Genomic DNA, 19,737 nt, shown 5'->3' with positions numbered 1-19,737 from the left:
TTTATATTTTTTCCCAAGCACCTTCAAAATATTCATATAAATAAGATGCACTTGGATAGTTTAGAAGATTGTCTTTAATGTTTATTATTGTGTTTTCTTTATTACCTCCATTTTTCTCTCCCCTTAGGGCTCTTCCAAGAATTTGGCTTAATAGGTTTGGAGAACTTATTGGGCGGGTAATAATTATTTTATTTACATTAGGTAAGTCAATTCCTGTGGATAAAATTTCTAAATTTATTAATATGAAATATTCTCTATTTTTGAATGATTCAATTATTTGCAATCTTTCAGATTGGTCAACTGATCCGGTAATATAGTTTGCATGAATTCCTTTAGCTCTGCATAAAATAAGCAGGGCGTATACATGATCTAGGGAACAAGCAAATACTAATGTCGACTCTTTTTGGTCGTTTGCTAATTTAATTTGTTCTATAATTTTTTCATTTCTCTCGCTATTTGAAGCAAGTTCAATTAACACCCTGTTTTCATTTGATTCATTTGTATTTACTCCTGTTTCTAGAATTTTTGTTGAAAGCTTTGCTAAATAACCTTCTTCTTGGAGATATTTAATAGTGTTGTTTATTGGATTCCAATTTTCATCTCGAATTGAAATTTTATCATTCGAGTAAAGTTCAACCAACTTTAAGGTAGTTTCTTTGTCATTAGATCCTGGGGTTGCAGATAATCCTAGAATTTTAATATAAGGGGTATGTTTAAAAGAATTAATACAAGTGTAATATGTTTCTGCTAATGAATGATGAGCTTCATCTATAATCAATAATTCCGAATTCCTTATTAAATGAATAATAGAATTAAAATGTTCGCTATTTGAATCACTAAGGATTGAATAAAATTTATCGAATCCTGCAAAAACAATTCCGCCGTTTTCTATAGTAAAATTTGGGTTAAACTCCTTAAATAACCGAAATGAATTTATAATCCTGTCTCCCCGAAGTTTCCATAACTTATAAAATGATTGGAATGCCTGTTCAGCTAATTCGTTTGTGTCGACTAACCAAACAATATATTTATTTTTTCCAGGAATTTTAAATTCCGTTAGTGGGTTAGGTCTTCTGAATATATCGACAACACATTCTAGAGCAGTTAATGTTTTTCCTGCTCCAGTCGGCATTTGAACAAAGAATGATTTTTCATTTTTTTGGTAAAGACGATACATTATTTCATCTTTAACTCGTTTTTGATAAGGATGCAAATACGATAATATTTTAATTTCTTCTCCGTATTTAGCATTTATTACTTCCTTTTCTTTTCTAATGTCAATAATTTCACTTAAATAATACTTTTCATTTAATTCCAAGAAATCAATAAAAATTTTACTTTTTTCTATATTATATCCTCTCGTGAAAAAGTCAATTGTATTAGAGTAGATGCTTTTATGTTTGTTTTTAAGTTTACATTTGCTTCCTAATAATCTTATTTCGTCATTTGTTAATGAGTTTATAATTGCTTCACGAATAATTTTCTCATTAAAAATTTGTTTACCATATTTTAATATCAGAATTTTTGATAATTCTCTTTCATCTTCACCTTTGTTTTCAGATTTAATTGCATTTAGTATTACTATTCCAGCAATTCGATGTAATGTAGGGAGATCTATTCTAGAAAGTATTTTTATTAATTTTTCTTCCAATTTAAATGTATGTTAAGATTATAGTTTTTTTAATTCTTTGTTTAGAAATTTACATAGATCATTTATATCATCAATTGTGTTTAGTTTTCCGAGTGAAAATCTAATTGATGAATATGCCTCATCTTCTCTGAGTCCCATTGAAGTTAAAACATGAGAGGGAGAATAAATTGCAGAAGAACAAGCAGAACCATTTGAAATTGCGATATTTTTAAGCTTTTCAATAAGGATATTGGCATTGAGATTCGGGAAGAGTATGTTAGTCACATTGAAAACCCTAGAATCTAAACTCCCATTCACCTTACTTCCCTTAATTGTTAATAGTTTTTTTTCTAAGGAGTCTCTTAATTCCTTAATTTTTTTTTCATTTTGGATCATTTCTTCTTTTGCAATTTCACAAGCTTTCCCTAACCCAACAATACCAGGCACATTTAGCGTCCCACTTCTTAAGCCTTGTTCATGTCCTCCTCCATGGATTTGGCTCGGAATTTTTTTGATTCCTTTTTTTAGATAAAGAGCTCCAATTCCTTTTGGCCCATAAATTTTATGTGCTGATAAAGACAAAATATCAATGCCTAATTCAACTACATTAACTGGTATTTTCCCTACAGATTGTGTACAGTCACTCATGAATATTGCACCTTTCTCATGTGCTAAATCTGAGATCTGTTTAATTGGCTGAATCACTCCAGTTTCATTATTTACATGCATTACGGATACAAGAATTGTATCCGTCCTAATTGAATTTCTGACTAAATCTAGGTCTAATAGACCATCGCTTTTTACAGGCAAGTATGTTACTTCGTATCCAATAGTTTCTAAGTATTTACATGTATCTAATACAGCCTTATGTTCTGTTGATACTGTTACTATGTGATTACCTTTACTAGAATAAATCTGAGCTATTCCTTTTATAGCGATATTGATTGCTTCGGTGGCTCCACTTGTAAAAACAATCTCGTTTGATGTTGCTCCTATTAATTCTGCAACTTGTTTTCTAGAGTCCTCGACGGCTTTTTTTGTCGAAATACCAAAATGATGTGCAGATGATGCGTTCGCAAATTGATTTGTTAGATATGGCATCATCTTCTCCAAAACTCTTGGGTCTATTGGAGTTGTAGAGTTATAGTCGAAATAAATTATCCTTTCTTCCAATTTATTTTTCCTTTAAAAGGTATTTCTGCCAATAATTCTTAAAATTTTCTACTTATGAAAAGAAATTTCAAACGTAATGTCTTGATAAAAAGCAAGTTGTTGTATTACACTTGAAACAATTGCTTTTGGTGAAAAAAAGTGGTTTCGGCATGAAGCTGAGAACCAATTCAATTATTTAAGATTTTGAAATATAGCAATTGAAATTATTTTCTTCAACTAAAAATTATACCATTTTAAAATTTGACATGAAATGGCAAATCATGTTTAGAAAAGATTTTTGGAATTCTTTGAACTTGTGTAATTACTAATCTTAAAGTTTATATTTTTAGTGTTGAATGGGAAAAATCTTGATTAATTTTTCCTTTTGATTTGATCAGTTTTCTCAATTGAGAGAATTTCGATGTTTCGTTAAACTCCTAGAAATTAAAATGCGAAAATACGTTAAAGGCCAAGTTTATCCTTTTGATGTAATTGAAATTCGTGAGGTAAATGAGCGTAAATTTATTTATCTGTCAGATGGATATAAGGATACTTTCAGAGTAATACCTTTTGATTTTCAATTAGAATGGGAGCCTTACAACTTACCAAAAGTTCTTAATTGCTATGTTGTTAGAGTTAATCAGGAGGGGCTACCTTTACTTTCACAGGTCCGAAAAGAAGTTTTAGCTCATAATTATACGGAGGAAGGAACTGAGTATCCATTTAAGATAGTTGCAAAAAGAAAGGATGTAAAATCCTCATCCGAATACTATGAATTACATGATCCTTTTGGTCTTTCTCATCGATATTACCCAAGACAAGGAGAGCCTGAAAGGGAAGTAGCGGACATTTTTTCTCTTATTTTTCAGGGGATAGAAGAAAAAGAAGGGAATAATGCATTTTTAAAATTAGCTCCAATTCAGTCTACCCTTACAAAGAGCCATTCAATAAATGAAGAAATTAATGAGGGGTTAGCAATTGGTTCTGAGGGGGAATCTATGGAATTCAAAAGTACAATTATTTTTCCTGCAGGTTCAATTGAACCAGATGTTGACCGCCAAATGGTAATCATTTGTAAAACTATTGCAGGTTTTATGAATAAGGATGGAGGAGAATTATTGATTGGAGTTAACGACTCTGGAATGGTGGTAGGCATTGATCAAGATTTTAAATATCTAAATAGTTCGAAAATTGATACTTTTTCATATCAAACCAATATTGATGGATATGAAAACAAAATCAGAACGACTGTAAAAAATCAATTAGGAAATGCAGCGAATGCTAATATCCAAATTTCTTTTCCTATTCATGAGGGGGTAACCTATTGTAAAATTAAAATTAATGAAGTTCTAAAACCGATTTTTTTAAATCACTCCAAGCTTTATCAAAGAGCAGGCAATATGACACAATTACTTAAAGGAGATGAAATTGCATGGTTTGTAGAAGAGCGATATAGAAAACGAATTGTTAAAGAAGGAGGTGCTCTTACTGGCTCAAGGCCTGAAAATATGGAGGAAGTTGAGGAGGTTGAAATTGTATCGTTGCCTGAAACGAACCCTGTGCTTCCGCCTATAAATTATAAGCCTGAAGGAGAAAAATTATGGTATTGGATGACATTTTATGAAAATGGAGATTGGTCTTTTGATACAAAACAAGTTGAAGATGAAACAAAAGTATTTGAAGTTTCAATTCCGTTTTCGCTAAAAAATGAACGATTAATAATGGCCTATAGGAATGGTTGCGTAAATGTTGTTGTACCCTATGATCAAATAAAACCAAAAGGAAAAAGCGGAAGAAAACTAAGGAAAAAAGGGCACAGATACAGTAATGGTTGGAATACTGATTCAGAAATTTTAAATATATTCTGTGTTGATAAAAAAGATCTTTTGGTTTTTAAGAGTAAGGATTCAAATGATATTGATTGGGTTAAAATTCATAATGTAAGTGCTATCTCCGTCCATGGTACTTTGAATTTAGCGGGGAACGTATTGATTAATCCAAAGTTTGATGCATCAATTGTTTCAATTAGCCCCTTACCAATCCATTACTTTCATTTAGTTTCTGCATTAGTCCTAAAGGATCATCAAACTTCCGGCTATTTAGGATATAGAAGGAAAGATAAAACTTTGGATAAAGTTTTTCGAGTATTGGATCAAATACTCGAAAAAGAAAAATGAAATGGAATTTTCAATCCATCAATTCTACAATCAAAAATCAAACAATTAATAATGGGACTTTAAAGTAATTTTTGAAATTCTCGAAGAATTGAAATGATTTGAGGGTTTTTGAAATGCATATTAATGTACATCGGATGATAAAATCTATTTTCCTTGAAATCCGCATTTAAATAATTCCCACTTCTATTTTTCAGAGCATCAAAAATTCCTTTAGCGATTGGTTCAGCTCCATTTATTTTTTTCCATGTATCAAACCAACCAAGATATACAGGTTTTTTCTTGAACGACATGATCAATTCATTAACATTTGGAAAAAGTAAATGAGACTTACTTTCATTTGCCTTCTCATGAGCAAGGTCAAGGTTAGGTTCCTTTAGATAAGTTAAATTGAAAAGCTGGATAACTCCATCAAGATTTTTTTCCTTTCCCAAATAATAACCATTGAAGATCTTTTCTAAAAACCCCATAGTTGAATCAGCTCTGAACCTATACCAGTTTTCTGGATTCACTTGAGAAGTAGGCAAAAAAGAATTAATCAGCTTAAGATCTTCAATAGATACTTTATCCATAGGTTGGGCACTACCAGGGTTTTTTAATACAGCTGAACCTAGTAAATCCCAACTTTCTCCGAATTGCAATAAGGTGATCCTTCGATATTGATTATATCCCTCTTTGTGGAATTCAGCGTAGACTTTCATTTGAGTTTTTACCGAATTTAAGGTTATTCGATTCTGATAAAATTCTTTTTAAATTCTATTTTTCCCGTTGAATGCATACAATTAAATTATATAATTCCATCGGATTAATTGATAAAATTATTTTATCTGTCTCAGATTGGTTGACTCCTAATATTGCCATATATTTCTCTACAATTCTTTTTTCATTTTGAGTAACATTCTGAATTGGAATTAGAAAATCATCGCTTAAAACGTATTGGGTGTTTTTTTTGGGAATTAAGGATTTGAGCTCATTAGGATATATTAATTCAAATACCATTTTGCTCATTTTTTCTTATTTCAAATAGGTTGAATTTATTTGGATTTGATGATGCAGTTTTATTTAGGACTTCATCATTCATATTTCTTCTTTCAAGTTTTCTCTCTTGAGATTCTGTTATTACAATCTTCTTCATACCTATAAATATGTCATATTCGATTTTCTGAAAATTTGGCCAGAAATTTTTTTTCACTTTTTCCAACATCTCTGGTGTATTGGGAATTACTGGCAAAAATTTTTTTGAGAATACCGAGGACCAGTTTTACTTAACAAATATGCCAAAGGGGGAGGAGGGATACGAAGGCAAGAAGGGATGCCCTCCCTGATGGGCCCCATGCGCGGCAGAAATTATAATTTAATCTGCCATACCTTAATCCTTCAATTTCAACCCTAGTCTTATCCGACCGTATTTATGGCAGATTAAATTCAATAAATGACGTTAGTCCGGCGTGCTTTATAAAGCGCTGCAATTAATAATGCATCGATTTTAATCTTGAATTAAATAGATGCTGTAAATCAGTGTATTAGCCTTTCAATTAAGCGGCATAGTTAGGTTTTCGCTGTAATTTTATTCCCACATTTAAATCAATACATCTATGAAGGTAAAATACAATAGGGTTTCGACAATCCAACAGAGTGGAAACCGTTTTGAGGCTGATACAGATAGCTATGACCTTATTTTATTTGATAGGGTCAGTGGTACTGTTAAATTTAGAGATAGGCCAGAAGCTCGAAAATTGATTGAACTTGTAGAGAATGGTAAGGTGACTACTGTTGTTTTGGAGGAGTTGTCAAGAATTGGAAGATCTTTGGGTGACACCATTTCTTCATTAGAATGGCTCGACAAAAATAATATTAATGTTATCGTCAGAAATTTAGGAATTGAATCTAGACCATTAGGGAAGAAAAATCCCGTTTGGGGGATTTTAACAGCAACTTTAGCTGGACTTTACGCATTAGAATTAGAAAATATAAAGGAAAGAACAACCACAGGACGGATGATATTTGTCCAACGAGGAGGTAAATTAGGTCGTCCAATTGGGACTAATGAATCTGAAAAGAAGTTTCTTGAAAAAGAGAATACACAAAAAATAATTAAACTATTAAATCGCGGTCGTTCAATAAGGGAAATTTCAAGTTTTTTGAATACTTCTACGAGTACAGTATTGAAGGTTAAAAAAATTGGCTCAAAACATAATTTAATTCAAATATGAGTCTTACAGGAATTGATTTTGTATTACATTTTTCAGATATGCTTGAAGAGATGAAACAAACAATGCCAAAAGAATTTCATGAGATTATTATTCGATATAAATTCAATGATCCACATGATTTGGTGCCGCCAGATATTGTATTCAGATCAAAAGAAGAAATGCTTATGTACTTGAGGAACCTCATATGGATTGATCATATTGAGAATGATCCGACGCATAGGAATTGATTTTTGGGTTTTCACCATTTTTGGCAGATTAAATTAGGATTGATTTTGCGCTGTTTCATTGCGCAAGATTTCTTTCTAGTTTTCGTTTTTTTTCGAAAAGTTGGATTTGATTCGCTGAAAGGTCAATTCCCACCACAAGTTCTTACGACAAAATTTTGCTTTCATTAAATCAGAATTCCCAGTTTTTAATAGCGGTAGAAGTACTTTTAAAGGTGTGATTTATTTGAATCACAAGTCCATCACTAGAGATACTCTACGACAAAAAAGGGTTTTAATGAAAAAGTGAGACCTTTTTTAAATATTAAAGATTTGAATAAAAACATAGCAATTCCTTAGCACACCACCCTTCTCCTTTTCCTCGTTTTTGGATATATTTTTTATAGTTCGATTCGTTGGTGTGATCGAACTTATTAAATAACTAAAGAAACAAATACATGGAATTCTTGAGAATCTAGCTCACCAATAGAGATCTTAAGATCGATTTTATTAAAATGAAAAAATCTAACAAAAAAGGACTTTGGATTCCAATTGAGATATTGGAAGACAAAAATTTAAACAGTACTGAGAAAATTTTACTCTCAGAAATTTACTCTTTGACAGAACTTCAAGATGGATGTTTTGCTTCAAATGATCACTTCGGACAACTATTGGGGATTACGAAGGGTGCTGCTTCTAAAAGAATCAAGAAGATAAAGGAGAAAGGCTATATCAATACCAAAGATGTTTATGAAAAAAAATCCTGTGTTGGGAGATTCATTACTAAGGTTGAGAACCCTAAAAAAGTAAAAACTGAAACTAATCAGGTATTACATAAGAGTACTTCTTTGAGGAAACAGACCCATGTTCCAAATGAACTAGAGGGTATTTCCTTTTCGACTAGGGAAGTACTTCCAAATGAACTAGACCCTACTTCCCCAGAGAAGCCAATAAATACAACTATAAATTCAGAGATATTAAAACAGGATAATAACAATGCTGGGGAAAATGATTCTATAGTTGAAGATGTATTTGATTTCCAAGATCTAGAACATTCAAATGAAAGCCGAAAGGAATTCAACGAAGTTGAACAAATTGCCAATCTGGAATTTAAAAATAGAAATGATACTTCAACTGAATTAAAAAAATACCCTGGTATAAGCCAGTCTGGAATGATGACCCAGTATCAAGCTGCTAAACTTCAATTTGAAATGTCAAAAGATTATTTAGCTAGCTCAACCAGATTAGGAAGTGATATCTTCCATTATGCCAGCGAAAAGAAATATTTTCTACTCAAGGAAAAACTTGCTCCAGAAGTGTATGCGGAAATAGTCACTCCAATGAGGCACTACATACAGGCACGAAAAGCTTTGGGACTGGATAAAAAATAAATTCCTCTCAACCAATCCGCAGGAGATATTTGCTAGATGCTAGTTCCAGTATACTAGGGCAAGGCGAATTATTTGTTGGAGAAATAAATTATTAGAACGGGAAATTTTAAAAAAAATGACAGTTGCCTAAAAGGAAATTTTCTTCTAGTTTTTGAAGAAAAAGATGAAAGTTTTCTTGACTGGAGTAACAGAAGTTGAACCGAAATTACTTATTGATATCCAAAAGTTCCTTTCAAAGATTGGTGGTCCAATGGAATATCAAAATTTGGGAGTTTCGGATCTTTCTAGATATAAAACCATATTTCCTGAAGTAAAGGATTTTGATACTCAAGATGAATTTGATTTTGGTGCTGCAATTAAGTTTGGTCAACTTCTAAAGTTCAAGGAGGATATTCCCCAAGAAGATATCTTGGTGATATTCACCAAGAAAAAGCTTGGTGCGCCGATTGAAGAATTTAAAACTTGGTTTAGCTACTTTGACGATAATGTCATAATAGTAAGGGATAAGGAACTAGATTTTTTTCCAAAAAGTAAATGGCCTTTCATATTAAGCCATCAGGTCGTAGAAAATCTATTTCAATTACTTAGTGGAACAACCATAAAAAATGCCTCTCAATTCATTCATTTATCGCCAAAAGGTTGTTTAAATGATTTTTGTTCCTATCCGCCTCAGATTGAATTCAAATTAAGGATGGCTCATATTTGTAATGATTGTCTAAATATAGCTTACTCTAATAAAATTGATCCCAACGTTTTACGGCAGATAAAAGACACTATTGAATCTGTAAGAACCAAGCTTGATAATTTTGGTGACAGTGTGGCAATTGAAGAATTTTCCCCTGTAGTTGTCAGCGAAAAAGGAAAAATTTTTATTGAAGATAGAGAAATCCAATTGCAGGATTTACCTAAAGCACTATACCTATTCTTTCTAAAAAAACCTGGAGTGCCAATTCAAAATCAATATCTAAGGAATTATAAGGATGATCTAGTGAGAATTTATTCCAAGATCAAAAGAGGAGGTGAAAATGGTCCTTTATACAAATTACTAGGATTTGATGAAAGGGGTGAAAAGACGATAGGATACCTTAATACAGAAGCACTAAAAAATCATAGATACAACATTTCTAAAGAGTTAAAATCGAAATTGGGCGAGGCAAAAACGGAATTTTACCAAATAAAAAGTTGGAGAAAAAAGGTGAACAATATGCCTCAATTCTACAATCAAATAGGAATTCCAGAAGACTTAATTCAAATCCCCCATAACTTTTAAAAAAAAATGACGCTAGTTTCGATTTTTTCTGACGCTACTCTAAGGAGTTAGTTGATTTTTCAAAAAGGGAAGTTTGTGCCATCAACAAAACAAAAATGTTATGGTACAATTTCAGCATTCCGACTCCAAAATGGAGTTGATGAAAATCTCACAAATTATCGAGGTAGAAGGACTCAAGACTTTCTACGATGACTGGTCCGAAGAGGAAAGAGAAGAGATGATTTCCTCAATTGAATTAAACGGGCAAAAAGTTCCTGTAATTATTAATAGGAACTCAGAGTTGATCGATGGTTACCGTCGTAAATTCTGTCTTGAAAAACTTGGAATCCAAGAGATTTGGGTGATTGTGAAAGATTGTCCTCCGACAATCGAAGAAAGGATACTACACAACAAGTATCGAAAGAAGACCGCTAATGATGAGGTAAAAGAAATCAAGGCAGTATTCAAAAAAATACCTAAGAAACAGGGTAAAAAGAATCTCGGGAAGAAGTACACAAGGCATGAGATAATATCCAAAGAATTAGGTCACCGATGGAAGGGCGATAAGACCATAAAGAAAGTTGAGGATGTTTTGAAAAACGATTTGGAGGGAGATACCCTGATGAAGGGTATCGTTACCCAGAAATGGCCTATCGATAAGTGTCATGAGTACCTTACAAAATGGAAAGACATTGATGAGAAAAATGGTTATGGTTTTACCGAGAAACTCAAGAAAGGAGAATTGAATATTCAAGAAACCTGTAAGTTGATTGAGTCCAGACATGGTCTTGATAAGTATCAAGACACCTTCATTATTCCAAACAAGTCCATTTCATTTAACATGGACTGTACTCAAATCAAACACAAAAGAGAATTTATTAAGATGGTTGATTTGATTTTTACTAGTATTCCATATTACTCACTTCGTTTTTATGAGAATGGTGAGGGTGAAAACCAAGCAGGTCATGAAGAGAGCCCTCAGGAATATTGCAATCGTATGGCGAGAATTCTGGCCGACGTTGCCGTTACTCTTAAAGAAACAGGAAATATGATGATCAACATCGGTGAGACGTATGACGAGGGTGTCGGGCTTGGGATTGTGGACATGCTGAAGGATGCGATTGTTAGGCATACTGGTCTAGTTTATAAAGACAGGCTAGTATGGTCAAAACCCAACCCTAAGCCCCAAAATGAGGAAGTTCAAAGACCAATAAATAATTTGGAATACATCCTATGGTTCGTTATAGATCCAAAGATTGCAAAGTACAATTTGATCACTTATACAGATCCTAAAAAGAATAAAAAACCTGAAATCACAAACGGTGCAAAAGATGTTGATGAAAATGGTACTATCTGGGAAAAAGTAAAATCAATTTCGAAGCCCTATCAGAAGATATATTCTCACATCAAAGCTCAAGACGTACTTCATATGATTGAGTGTACTACAGGGAAAAACAGTGAGGTTTATAAGGTTTATAGCGAGGGTGGGCCAGCTATAATGGCAGAATTACTCCCAATTCTTCCTATCATGATGGCGACGGACGAATTTGATGTCGTATTTGATCCCTTCGCGGGGACAAATGTGGTTGGACGCACAGCAATACTTCTCAATAGGGTTGCACTATCCACAGAGTTGTCCAGAAAATATTATACCGTTGGATGTGGTGTAATTGAAAATGCGGTAAATGATTTCAATCAAGAGGATTTAGACCTAGTTAACTATTTCTGTCTCCCTGAATGGGGAGACAGAGTTCCTCTTCAAATTGCTGCCTAATCATGAAAGATTCACCTGAAAATCAAATGGTATCAAAAGAAATAGTTTTCGATAAACAAGAGATACAACTTTCCATTAAACAGTTGATGGAAGAGTTTGCTGAATTAGAATATCAATTCTTCTTGGAAAAAAACGAAAGGTCAGATGCCGCTTCTGAAAATCCTAATCTGGAAATTGGCAATAACACAAATCAAGAAACTGCTGCATGATGAAAAATGTAATTATTTATTCTCGAGTCTCAACAGACGAACAAGCACAGCAGGGTTATTCATTGGACTACCAAGAACAAACAATTCAGAGGTATTGCCAACTGAATGATTACAAGGTTATTCAATCATTCCGTGAAGATCATTCAGCAAAGGATTTCGAAAGGCCAGAATGGAAAAAAATCATCAAACTGATTAAAGCCAAGGAGAAACAAAAGGATAAAATTACAGCGGTTGTAATTCTTCGTGCAGATAGATTTTCAAGGAATCTTCTCTTATCATTAATGGAGAAAGCCAAACTCAATTTTTTGGGTTGCGATGTAGAATTTGTGGAAGGAGGAATTGATTTATCTTCCCCAGAATCATTGGTTGTAGAAGCAATTCAATATGCACTACCCCAAGTCGAGAATGAAAAACTAAGCCTGAGAACCAAAGAAGGATCATACAGATGTCGATTATCTGGCGGGTGGACTGGCTCACCTTTACGGGGATACAAAACTATGAGACTAGAAAAGTATCCTTCAATGATTTTTAATGACCAAGCACCACTAATCAAAGAGGCGTTCGAAAAGATGGCAAGTGGCCTCTATTCAGCTGATCAAATAAGACGTTGGTTGAATTCGAAAGGCATGAAAATCACCAAAAATCAATTCCCAAATATTATCAGGAATGTCGCTTACACTGGGAAAGTCGTGGTCATGCCGTTCAAGGATCAGCCAAAAAAGATTGTAGATGGACTACATCCCGCATTGGTTAGCGAAGAACTCTTCGCTGCAGCAAATGATGTACTAAACGGAAGAAAACGGAAAATGGACTTCAAATCAGATAAAAGTGATTTGTACCCATTGAAAGGTTTTCTGAGATGCCCAATTCATGGCAGATCATTATCAGCCTATAAGTCGAAAGGTAGAAGTGGTTTTTACCATTATTACGTTTGCACAAAAAATGGCTGTCCAAGATATCCCATTCAATGGGTACATGATCAGATTGATAGAATTTTGGAAAAGATCCAATTTTCAGCAAAAACGATCAAAGAATATAAAAAAGTGCTAGCTAGGAAATTTGACTCCATGGACTTGGAAAGAAAACGTAAACAGAAAGATTTTGAGCGAGACTTAGTTACGTTAAAAGGCCGTAAAACCTTTCTTCAAAATGAATATTTGGAGGGTAAGATTACCGCTGCGGATTACAACGAGTTAAAATCTACTATTGAAGTAAAACTCTTTCAAGTAGATCGTGAATTAGCCAATCTTAAAAGTCAAAAGGCCCCATTTAAACACTATCTGGAGAACGATATTCCTTTGATGGAGGATTTGGTTAGCTTTTATCAAAAAGCGGATGGAAAGACGAAAAAAAAGATCCTGGGACTCATCTTCGCTGATAAGATTGAGTTTGATGAGAATCGAAAACCGAAATTCATTTTTACTCCTCCAATAGAGGCGCTATCTCAAATTTTAAACGGTGCCAAAAAAGGAGATGTATCAATCAAACTATTAGAAAAATTAGTAAAAGAGGATAAAGGTTTGCGGAGTTTTTTGAGTTGAATTTATTCGAATCTTTCACTCCAAAATGGGTTTGATTCATTTTGATTAAGATTTGACCATATATCCAAATCTTCAAGAGATTAAATGAAGTAAACCTTTGAATTTGGTTTTTAGGAAATAGAATCATCATGATTTTTTTAATATCTTAAACCAAGATTTTCTTTTTCAGTAAAAGATAGATTCTTTTTAAGATTACTATCTAGTTCCATATTCTTTAACGATTGATATGGCAATTCAGTAGGAATATCGAATGAAGCCAAAAAAAGATAGGAAAAAGGTAAGGTGAAAAGCCATTTACTGGTTTTATGAGCAAAAAGTAAATTAAATTCCTTGTTACCTCCAACCATAAAAAGCTACTTTCAATGAAATTTAATCCAATAACAAAAAACATTTATACGGACGAAGGTGAATTTGTCAAGAGAATGAATTGTCCATATAGAATGAGTTGGAACAACCTAGAAGTCACAAATTCAAATAGGAGAAAATGTTGTATTTGTGATCATTCAATAGTTGACACAGGAAATATATCTGATGACGACCTTCTAGCCATGGTTAAAGAAAATCCAGACACTTGCCTGAAAATTGATTTAAACCAAAACAACGTAAAATTATTAGCAAATGGCATTTTGGGACAGAAATAAAAACTCAAAAGAATTGCGTGTTATTAAGACAGCACGAGACAAAGACAGTATAAATAAGGCTGCAAAAAATGGTTACAAACCTGTAATAAAAAAGGTTGAGCCTTCCGAACAAATACGTTCAAAGTTTTCTGTTATTCAGAACAAGAAAACTGGTGAAATTGAAATAATCGGTGACTACCGTATGGAATATCATATGGACAATGAAAGTGAATATGAGACCGTAATTGAATGGACTTTCTACTATCCTTATAAATTCAAATCACCATTTGCAGCATATTTGATTCCAAAGGACATAGAAACTGGAGAACGAGTTTTCATAGAAGACCTAATAGAAGATTATATTGGTGCAAGTTGGAATCAAGGCGACACCTACAGACTTGAAAGCTGTGAAGCAATTTGGAACGGAACAGACTTAGAAATTCAGTATGACCCTATGACAAACCGTTCAGACTTTGTAGGATAGAAGAATAAAAGCAAGTAACAAGCGTTTGGAATAATGGCTGGTGACTTGGTTAATTGAAAATTCTACCTCGCATCAACATTTGTGGTGTTTTGACAGTTTTGTGGGCCAAAATCTGCTACTGTGCCAAGCTCCAAAACGATTCGAGCCTGTTGAGTTAAAATATAAACGTAAAATCAGTTTGTTTCTAATTCAGTACTTATGAATTAAATAATTGACATTGCTGGAATGTTCTTTGAATAATATTTTAATCAAAAAATTTCTAATTGGAGTGTTGAAAATTTACCAATTGAACCAGAGGATTTTTCAACCAATTCCAAATTGCAGTCTTCAAATAAATCTAAAAGGGGAGCATGCCCTGATTAATTACTTAACACTTTAAGACCACCTTGAAAGAGGTGGTTTCTTGTTTTATATGGATAAAAAGCTGCAGCCGCTAAAAATCTTCTATTGAATTAAAACCCTTCCAAATAGACCGTGAATTAGCCAATCTTAAAAGTCTAAAGGCCCCATATAAACACTATCTGGAAAACGGTATTCCTTTAAAAGAGAACTTGGTTGGTTTCTATAAAAAAGCGTATGGAAAGACGAAAAAAGATACTTTGACTCCTTTTTTCTGATAAAATTAAATTTGATGAGAATCGAAAAACCAAGTATAAATTGAAATCTCCGATCAAAGCACTAGTGCAAATCTCTATAGAGGTAGATATGAATGACATTTTTATTGACCTATTGTAAACCTTTGTAAAAGGTAGTGGTAATTTCAAAGGTGTTGGAATTCTTATTTTATCGAACAATCCGTAATTAGGCGAAAAGTTAGAACCTAATTCATTATTAATAAATGATTGATTAGGTTAAAATAATCTTTATCAAATTGATGTTTTTTTATTCCCTATCGTAAAAAAGCTGGCTTTGAATAATCTTTGTTATTTGATGTAACTTCAAAATGTTATTTGAAGACTATCAACTTGTTTGACAATAATTCGAAAGGGATGTTTAAAGAATACCGGGACAAAAAATACACCTACTTGACGTACACACGCTGTCCCAGTTTTTCAAAAAATATCACCCTTACATTACCCGCATTTTACTGCCTGGTCCCAATAGCTTTATAACTTTCTGATAGTCATCTCCGATGATCTCTCTGTCTTGAATTACCCGAGCTTTCCTTCTCTTATAAGATTCTAGCTCCTGCTTCTGATGATCTTCTTCTGCTTGGATATACTCGTCAAAACTAGTGTCTCCCGTAGAGCTTTTATATAGGATGAAAAACACCTCAAGTAGAAAGACAAACCCAAAGAATATCCAATAGATCCATTTTGACGTGCTGTCCTGAAAGACGAATGCATGAAGATCCTTGAGCTGACTAATCAACGCGTCCTGTCGTTTCTTGACCTTCTCTTCTGCATAAGCAGAGGCTGCCGAATCTAAGGATTGCGATTTTTTCGCTAGTTCAGATTTAAGTTCTGCTAGCTCTCTAGCTTTTTGTTGTTGCTTCAACTCAATTTTATCAGAAATTTTCCCTTTACCTGCAACTCCAGAACCTCCCTTTCCCGTCATTTCTAGTACATGTAGGTATCCCAAAGAAGCTTCAACACTATCCATAGCAGTCATTTTTCTTTCCAATCGCCGAAGTTCTACTCCATGCTTTTCTTTGTATTCCAAAATTGCTTCTTGACGCTCTGTTGCTTGAGTTTGACTACGATATTCCACTAAATCCCCTTGGAATAGAGCTAGATCTATGGCCAATGAACCGAGGATTGTTGAAATCAACGCAAACCCACCTCGAATTACAATCAGTAAAGTGGTTCTAGACCCTTTAGGAGTAGCTACAAAGCTCCGGTCTATTGCTAGAATCAATCCGCCCAAGAATAGGGCGACAATCAAGGACCCAATCAAATCGATTCCCATTAGAATATGAGCCAGGTAAAAACCTGAAAAGGTCCAAAGCACCACAGGGATCAAAATCAGAAATCCCATCGTCACAATCTTTTGCCGGCTGGCAGTTGGCTGAGCCTTAACTACATGATAATCGTAGCCGAACATTTTGCTGAATAGTCTTAGTATAGTTGTCATTGCTTATAGAGTTTTAGTTCGTTTGAACATTACTTTTTCTTCCAAATACAGCTTATAGCCGCGCTTAAACCCTCTTTTGTAGTCTTGATAGGGTTTTTCAATGTATCCTTCACCCACCATAGCAAGGTCTTTTTGGGCTACCATATCCTTCTTTTGAGTAAGCAATAAATCCAAGGAGTGGTAAACTTGATCAGAAAGGGTTTGGGATTTTTCTTCTAATTCGTCTGTAAGATGAAGCCTGATAAAGGCGATTTTATCATCCAGATCCTGCAATGCTTTGTCATAAACTTGCCTGAATTCCATAGCCATCACACGGAGACCTTCATCCATTTCAGATAAATCTCTGGTCTCATACCCATCTCTTAAACCAATTCGCTCATAATCTTTGGAGAGTAGATCTTCTAGTAAGGTTTTTTCAGTAGATTTTTGAGGATGGCTAGATATTTCCATCAATTCATCCGGATGCCTATCCTCTAGGAATAGATCTCGATCCGGAACCGTTTCTTGGAATTCTGGCTGAGTAACTTGTTTTGTCTCAGATGGCTTAATGCCGAATAGTTTTTGCATGAAAGTTGTCATAGCTTCTAGTATTTTAAATGTCTTTAATTGGAATTGAATAATGCTGATGTCCTGCACGATGGCAGGTGTCACACAAGGTGACCAGGAACTGTGGGGAATATTCCCATGGCTTGAGCCATTCGCCGCTATGCTTGTGCCTATGATATTGTCTATGATGGACATGAAGTTGACTCGTTGAGCCACAACATTGGCACTGGTATCGATCTCTTCGAATTATTTTTTGCCGAAGTGATTTCCATCGAGGATCTATTAAAGATTCCTGATATGCTTCTTTCGTGGATTGAATTGGGGTCATTGCTTGCCTCCTTTCCGGTTTGGTTGAAATAGTTGATTGGGTGCCTTTGGAGCCTCAGCGCAATCATTTTCTCCGGAAATCTGAAAAATTCAGGCAAGGGATACTTAGATTGACTTACAGTCGGCTAGGCTTGGTTTGGATGTTTTTTGAGATCATGATTCACCTCCTTTTGATTTAGATTTCTTTTTGAGAGAGGTCCTTGACATAGTCTATGGATTCTCGGTACTTTTTCCTTGTTCTTTTTTTCTTGCTGCAAATCTAAAATAGATAGGCGCAAGGTTTCTTCATCTATTTTTTAAGGCGTTTAGATTTTTTCTTGACTCGATGAATAGCTCTGTCACTTTTGTAACAAGTGATGATTTCCCGAATACTTTGATCTGTAATCACCATCAAGTTTGCCACTGCTTCGGCATCTTTGACTTGCCAATCTGCCCTTTTGGCTTTTGGGACAAAGAAGAATTTTAACCCTTGTTTGTGGATAACTTCCCCCTCTTTTATAACCAATAGTGCAACTTCCTCAGAAATTCCTCTTTGACCCATTCTGGTCTTTCCATGCAGGGTGGGTTGGGGGATTGAAATTAATTTTCTGGTTTCCATTGTTGCCTCCTTTCCTTTTGTTGACACAAAGAAAAAGCGTATAGGTGAAAGGGTTCTTCACCTATTTTAAAATTTCAAAAAATTGAATAATAATTCATTTTAGGCTTCCCTTTTTTAATAAAGGGCGATTATGGAGGATGCTAATTCTTTCAATTTTTCCTTCACAGAGGTTGGTGATAGTACTTTAATCCTTGGTCCATGTGATAAAATCAAAGAGTAGAATTCATAATTGGGAATAATTTCTATAGAAAATACTTTCCAGTCTTCTGTACACTCTGCAGTAATTTGAGTTTGAGATTTGTGTATTGGTTTTGTTCGGATATAGGGGAAAAGATCAGATTTTGCCGCAAGTTTGATTTCTATGGGTTCATTAGGTTTTCGTGTTACCCCAATAATATTTTCATAAAATAATTCTGGATCCTCTTCGGGGTAGGGTAAGAATTTTTTTCTGCTTTTTGCAATATCTGTCATTCTATCCAAGGCAAGGTTAATTAAAAAATCATGCTGATCGGAATGACTAAGTAAAAACCAACGATTATTAAACTGTTTAAGTAAATAAGGAGAAACCTGATGAATTTCTACTTCTTTTCCAAAAGGTGCATATACGATACGTAATGTTTGCTTGTTTTGAATAGCACTATATAAATCATGAATTTTTTCTGAAACATCTAGGTTTAGATTTTCTTCTAACAAAATAGATCGTTGCTGATTTTCTCGGTCTAATGTCCATTTTTTCATCAACTCACTAGTTTCATGCAACCAATCAAATTGAGGAAGCCCCTTAATACTAAGAATGGTATCTAGTGCAGCTTGGATTTTAGAAGAGTCTTGTGGAGATAGGGGGATTTTATAAATTGAAAACTCTGGGTCCGCATAGCGGATGTAATGGCTTCTTTTGTCTCCTGGATCCTTTTCCTTAACAATTTCAACATCATAATCTGACTCAATGGACAAGAGATCTTTTTGTAGAGTTCTTTTTGATATTAATGGAAAATCTTTTTGCTCCAATCTCTCATTACATTTTCTCAGTAATTGTTCAATGGTATAACCTTTTTTATCCTGGAGTAAACTGTCTAAAATTCGAATACGTGGTCCTATATTTTTGTCAGGGGGCATAGTAAATAATTTAGGGGTATTGTTTGCCTGTTAAAATCATAGCTATTTCTCAACGTCTATCCATAGATCGTATAATTATCACCTGGGTATTTATAATCCAATAATAAATCATTTCCAGTCCAAATTGCCTCGCAGGTTTCGAGCCGGAATACATCCCCTTGGTTCCACCTGCTGCCTACCAAATCTTCAATTACATCACTGATAAATACTCTTTCCCCAATTTCCAAGTCATGAGGAATAAGGTATGCTGCAAAGGGATTTAATTGGGTATAAGGGTAATAATCAGTCCACTCAATAACCACATTGTAATCCTTGAAAAGTCTTTCGCTTCGATAATCATGTACGATAATTATTTCATGAGTCAATTTGTGTTGAAAGACCTTAAATTTCGATTTAATCTCTGGAGAAGGACTTACTTTCTTCACCAAAGGATAAAA

The 19,737-nt window shown here is 34.0% G+C and carries 17 protein-coding genes; 8 read left to right on the top strand and 9 right to left on the bottom strand.

What is annotated here, in order from left to right; translation table 11 throughout:
- Nucleotide 1 precedes the first annotated feature (1 nt).
- Complete coding sequence (locus E4S40_RS10770; protein WP_135073880.1) at nt 2-1,651, bottom strand: DEAD/DEAH box helicase; 1,650 nt, start codon at nt 1,649-1,651, stop codon at nt 2-4.
- An 18-nt stretch (nt 1,652-1,669) separates the two neighbouring features.
- Nucleotides 1,670-2,803 (bottom strand): cysteine desulfurase family protein, encoded by a 1,134-nt coding sequence (locus E4S40_RS10765; protein WP_237563175.1) that lies wholly within the window; start codon nt 2,801-2,803, stop codon nt 1,670-1,672.
- 428 nt (nt 2,804-3,231) lie between these two features.
- On the opposite strand from E4S40_RS10765, the gene E4S40_RS10760 reads away from it, so the two are divergent.
- On the top strand, nt 3,232-4,959 hold the full coding sequence (locus E4S40_RS10760) for an AlbA family DNA-binding domain-containing protein (protein WP_135073878.1): 1,728 nt from the start codon (nt 3,232-3,234) through the stop codon (nt 4,957-4,959).
- A gap of 59 nt (nt 4,960-5,018) precedes the next feature.
- Here E4S40_RS10760 and E4S40_RS10755 read toward each other — a convergent pair whose 3' ends face one another.
- Together E4S40_RS10755 and E4S40_RS10750 are read right to left on the bottom strand one after the other, a co-directional pair.
- Nucleotides 5,019-5,657, bottom strand: a complete 639-nt coding sequence (locus E4S40_RS10755) for a hypothetical protein (protein WP_135073876.1) — start codon at nt 5,655-5,657, stop codon at nt 5,019-5,021.
- A 287-nt stretch (nt 5,658-5,944) separates the two neighbouring features.
- Complete coding sequence (locus E4S40_RS10750; RefSeq protein WP_135073874.1) at nt 5,945-6,187, bottom strand: hypothetical protein; 243 nt, start codon at nt 6,185-6,187, stop codon at nt 5,945-5,947.
- A gap of 364 nt (nt 6,188-6,551) precedes the next feature.
- Here E4S40_RS10750 and E4S40_RS10745 point away from each other — a divergent pair, with 364 nt between their 5' ends.
- The 7 genes from E4S40_RS10745 (at nt 6,552) to E4S40_RS10710 (ending at nt 14,640) form a co-directional block, all read left to right on the top strand.
- Nucleotides 6,552-7,169 (top strand): recombinase family protein, encoded by a 618-nt coding sequence (locus E4S40_RS10745; RefSeq protein ID WP_135073872.1) that lies wholly within the window; start codon nt 6,552-6,554, stop codon nt 7,167-7,169.
- Nucleotides 7,170-7,887: 718 nt separating this feature from the next.
- On the top strand, nt 7,888-8,763 hold the full coding sequence (locus tag E4S40_RS10735) for a helix-turn-helix domain-containing protein (protein WP_135073868.1): 876 nt from the start codon (nt 7,888-7,890) through the stop codon (nt 8,761-8,763).
- Between the two features lie 151 nt (nt 8,764-8,914).
- Nucleotides 8,915-10,033, top strand: a complete 1,119-nt coding sequence (locus E4S40_RS10730; protein WP_161971798.1) for a hypothetical protein — start codon at nt 8,915-8,917, stop codon at nt 10,031-10,033.
- 100 nt (nt 10,034-10,133) lie between these two features.
- Entirely contained in the window at nt 10,134-11,786 is a 1,653-nt protein-coding gene (locus tag E4S40_RS10725) for a DNA methyltransferase (RefSeq protein ID WP_135073864.1), read from the top strand.
- Between the two features lie 2 nt (nt 11,787-11,788).
- Nucleotides 11,789-11,995 (top strand): hypothetical protein, encoded by a 207-nt coding sequence (locus E4S40_RS10720; RefSeq protein ID WP_135073862.1) that lies wholly within the window; start codon nt 11,789-11,791, stop codon nt 11,993-11,995.
- A complete protein-coding gene (locus E4S40_RS10715) occupies nt 11,992-13,536 on the top strand; it encodes a recombinase family protein (protein WP_135073860.1) in 1,545 nt (514 codons plus the stop codon). The genes E4S40_RS10720 and E4S40_RS10715 overlap by 4 nt, the downstream gene beginning before the upstream one ends.
- 618 nt (nt 13,537-14,154) lie before the next feature.
- Entirely contained in the window at nt 14,155-14,640 is a 486-nt protein-coding gene (locus E4S40_RS10710; RefSeq protein ID WP_135073858.1) for a hypothetical protein, read from the top strand.
- Between the two features lie 1,068 nt (nt 14,641-15,708).
- On the opposite strand, the gene E4S40_RS10705 is transcribed toward E4S40_RS10710, so the two are convergent.
- The 5 genes from E4S40_RS10705 to E4S40_RS10680 all read right to left on the bottom strand — a co-directional run bounded on the left by E4S40_RS10705 (nt 15,709) and on the right by E4S40_RS10680 (nt 19,725).
- Entirely contained in the window at nt 15,709-16,713 is a 1,005-nt protein-coding gene (locus tag E4S40_RS10705) for a DUF4407 domain-containing protein (protein ID WP_135073855.1), read from the bottom strand.
- Between the two features lie 3 nt (nt 16,714-16,716).
- Nucleotides 16,717-17,454, bottom strand: a complete 738-nt coding sequence (locus E4S40_RS10700) for a hypothetical protein (protein ID WP_161971797.1) — start codon at nt 17,452-17,454, stop codon at nt 16,717-16,719.
- 421 nt (nt 17,455-17,875) lie between these two features.
- A complete protein-coding gene (locus E4S40_RS10690) occupies nt 17,876-18,184 on the bottom strand; it encodes a DUF4258 domain-containing protein (RefSeq protein WP_135073850.1) in 309 nt (102 codons plus the stop codon).
- Between the two features lie 114 nt (nt 18,185-18,298).
- Entirely contained in the window at nt 18,299-19,300 is a 1,002-nt protein-coding gene (locus tag E4S40_RS10685) for a helix-turn-helix transcriptional regulator (RefSeq protein ID WP_135073848.1), read from the bottom strand.
- Between the two features lie 56 nt (nt 19,301-19,356).
- Nucleotides 19,357-19,725, bottom strand: a complete 369-nt coding sequence (locus E4S40_RS10680) for a hypothetical protein (RefSeq protein ID WP_161971796.1) — start codon at nt 19,723-19,725, stop codon at nt 19,357-19,359.
- Between the last annotated feature and the right edge of the window lie 12 nt (nt 19,726-19,737).

The organism is Algoriphagus kandeliae (assembly GCF_004571135.1).
Classification (GTDB): domain Bacteria; phylum Bacteroidota; class Bacteroidia; order Cytophagales; family Cyclobacteriaceae; genus Algoriphagus; species Algoriphagus kandeliae.
The sequence above is the reverse complement of the archived record's forward strand: the minus strand, read 5'-3'. Positions and strand labels throughout refer to the sequence as shown.

Excerpts from the sequence above, each read along its gene's own strand:
- E4S40_RS10735 (WP_135073868.1), top strand. The coding sequence starts at position 7,888 with ATGAAAAAATCTAACAAAAAAGGACTTTGGATTCCAATTGAGATATTG.
- E4S40_RS10710 (WP_135073858.1), top strand. The coding sequence starts at position 14,155 with ATGGCATTTTGGGACAGAAATAAAAACTCAAAAGAATTGCGTGTTATT.
- E4S40_RS10745 (WP_135073872.1), top strand. The coding sequence starts at position 6,552 with ATGAAGGTAAAATACAATAGGGTTTCGACAATCCAACAGAGTGGAAAC.
- E4S40_RS10715 (WP_135073860.1), top strand. The coding sequence starts at position 11,992 with ATGATGAAAAATGTAATTATTTATTCTCGAGTCTCAACAGACGAACAA.
- E4S40_RS10700 (WP_161971797.1), bottom strand. The coding sequence starts at position 17,454 with ATGTCCATCATAGACAATATCATAGGCACAAGCATAGCGGCGAATGGC.
- E4S40_RS10760 (WP_135073878.1), top strand. The coding sequence starts at position 3,232 with ATGCGAAAATACGTTAAAGGCCAAGTTTATCCTTTTGATGTAATTGAA.
- E4S40_RS10685 (WP_135073848.1), bottom strand. The coding sequence starts at position 19,300 with ATGCCCCCTGACAAAAATATAGGACCACGTATTCGAATTTTAGACAGT.
- E4S40_RS10705 (WP_135073855.1), bottom strand. The coding sequence starts at position 16,713 with ATGACAACTATACTAAGACTATTCAGCAAAATGTTCGGCTACGATTAT.
- E4S40_RS10720 (WP_135073862.1), top strand. The coding sequence starts at position 11,789 with ATGAAAGATTCACCTGAAAATCAAATGGTATCAAAAGAAATAGTTTTC.
- E4S40_RS10755 (WP_135073876.1), bottom strand. The coding sequence starts at position 5,657 with ATGAAAGTCTACGCTGAATTCCACAAAGAGGGATATAATCAATATCGA.
- E4S40_RS10690 (WP_135073850.1), bottom strand. The coding sequence starts at position 18,184 with ATGGAAACCAGAAAATTAATTTCAATCCCCCAACCCACCCTGCATGGA.
- E4S40_RS10725 (WP_135073864.1), top strand. The coding sequence starts at position 10,134 with ATGGTACAATTTCAGCATTCCGACTCCAAAATGGAGTTGATGAAAATC.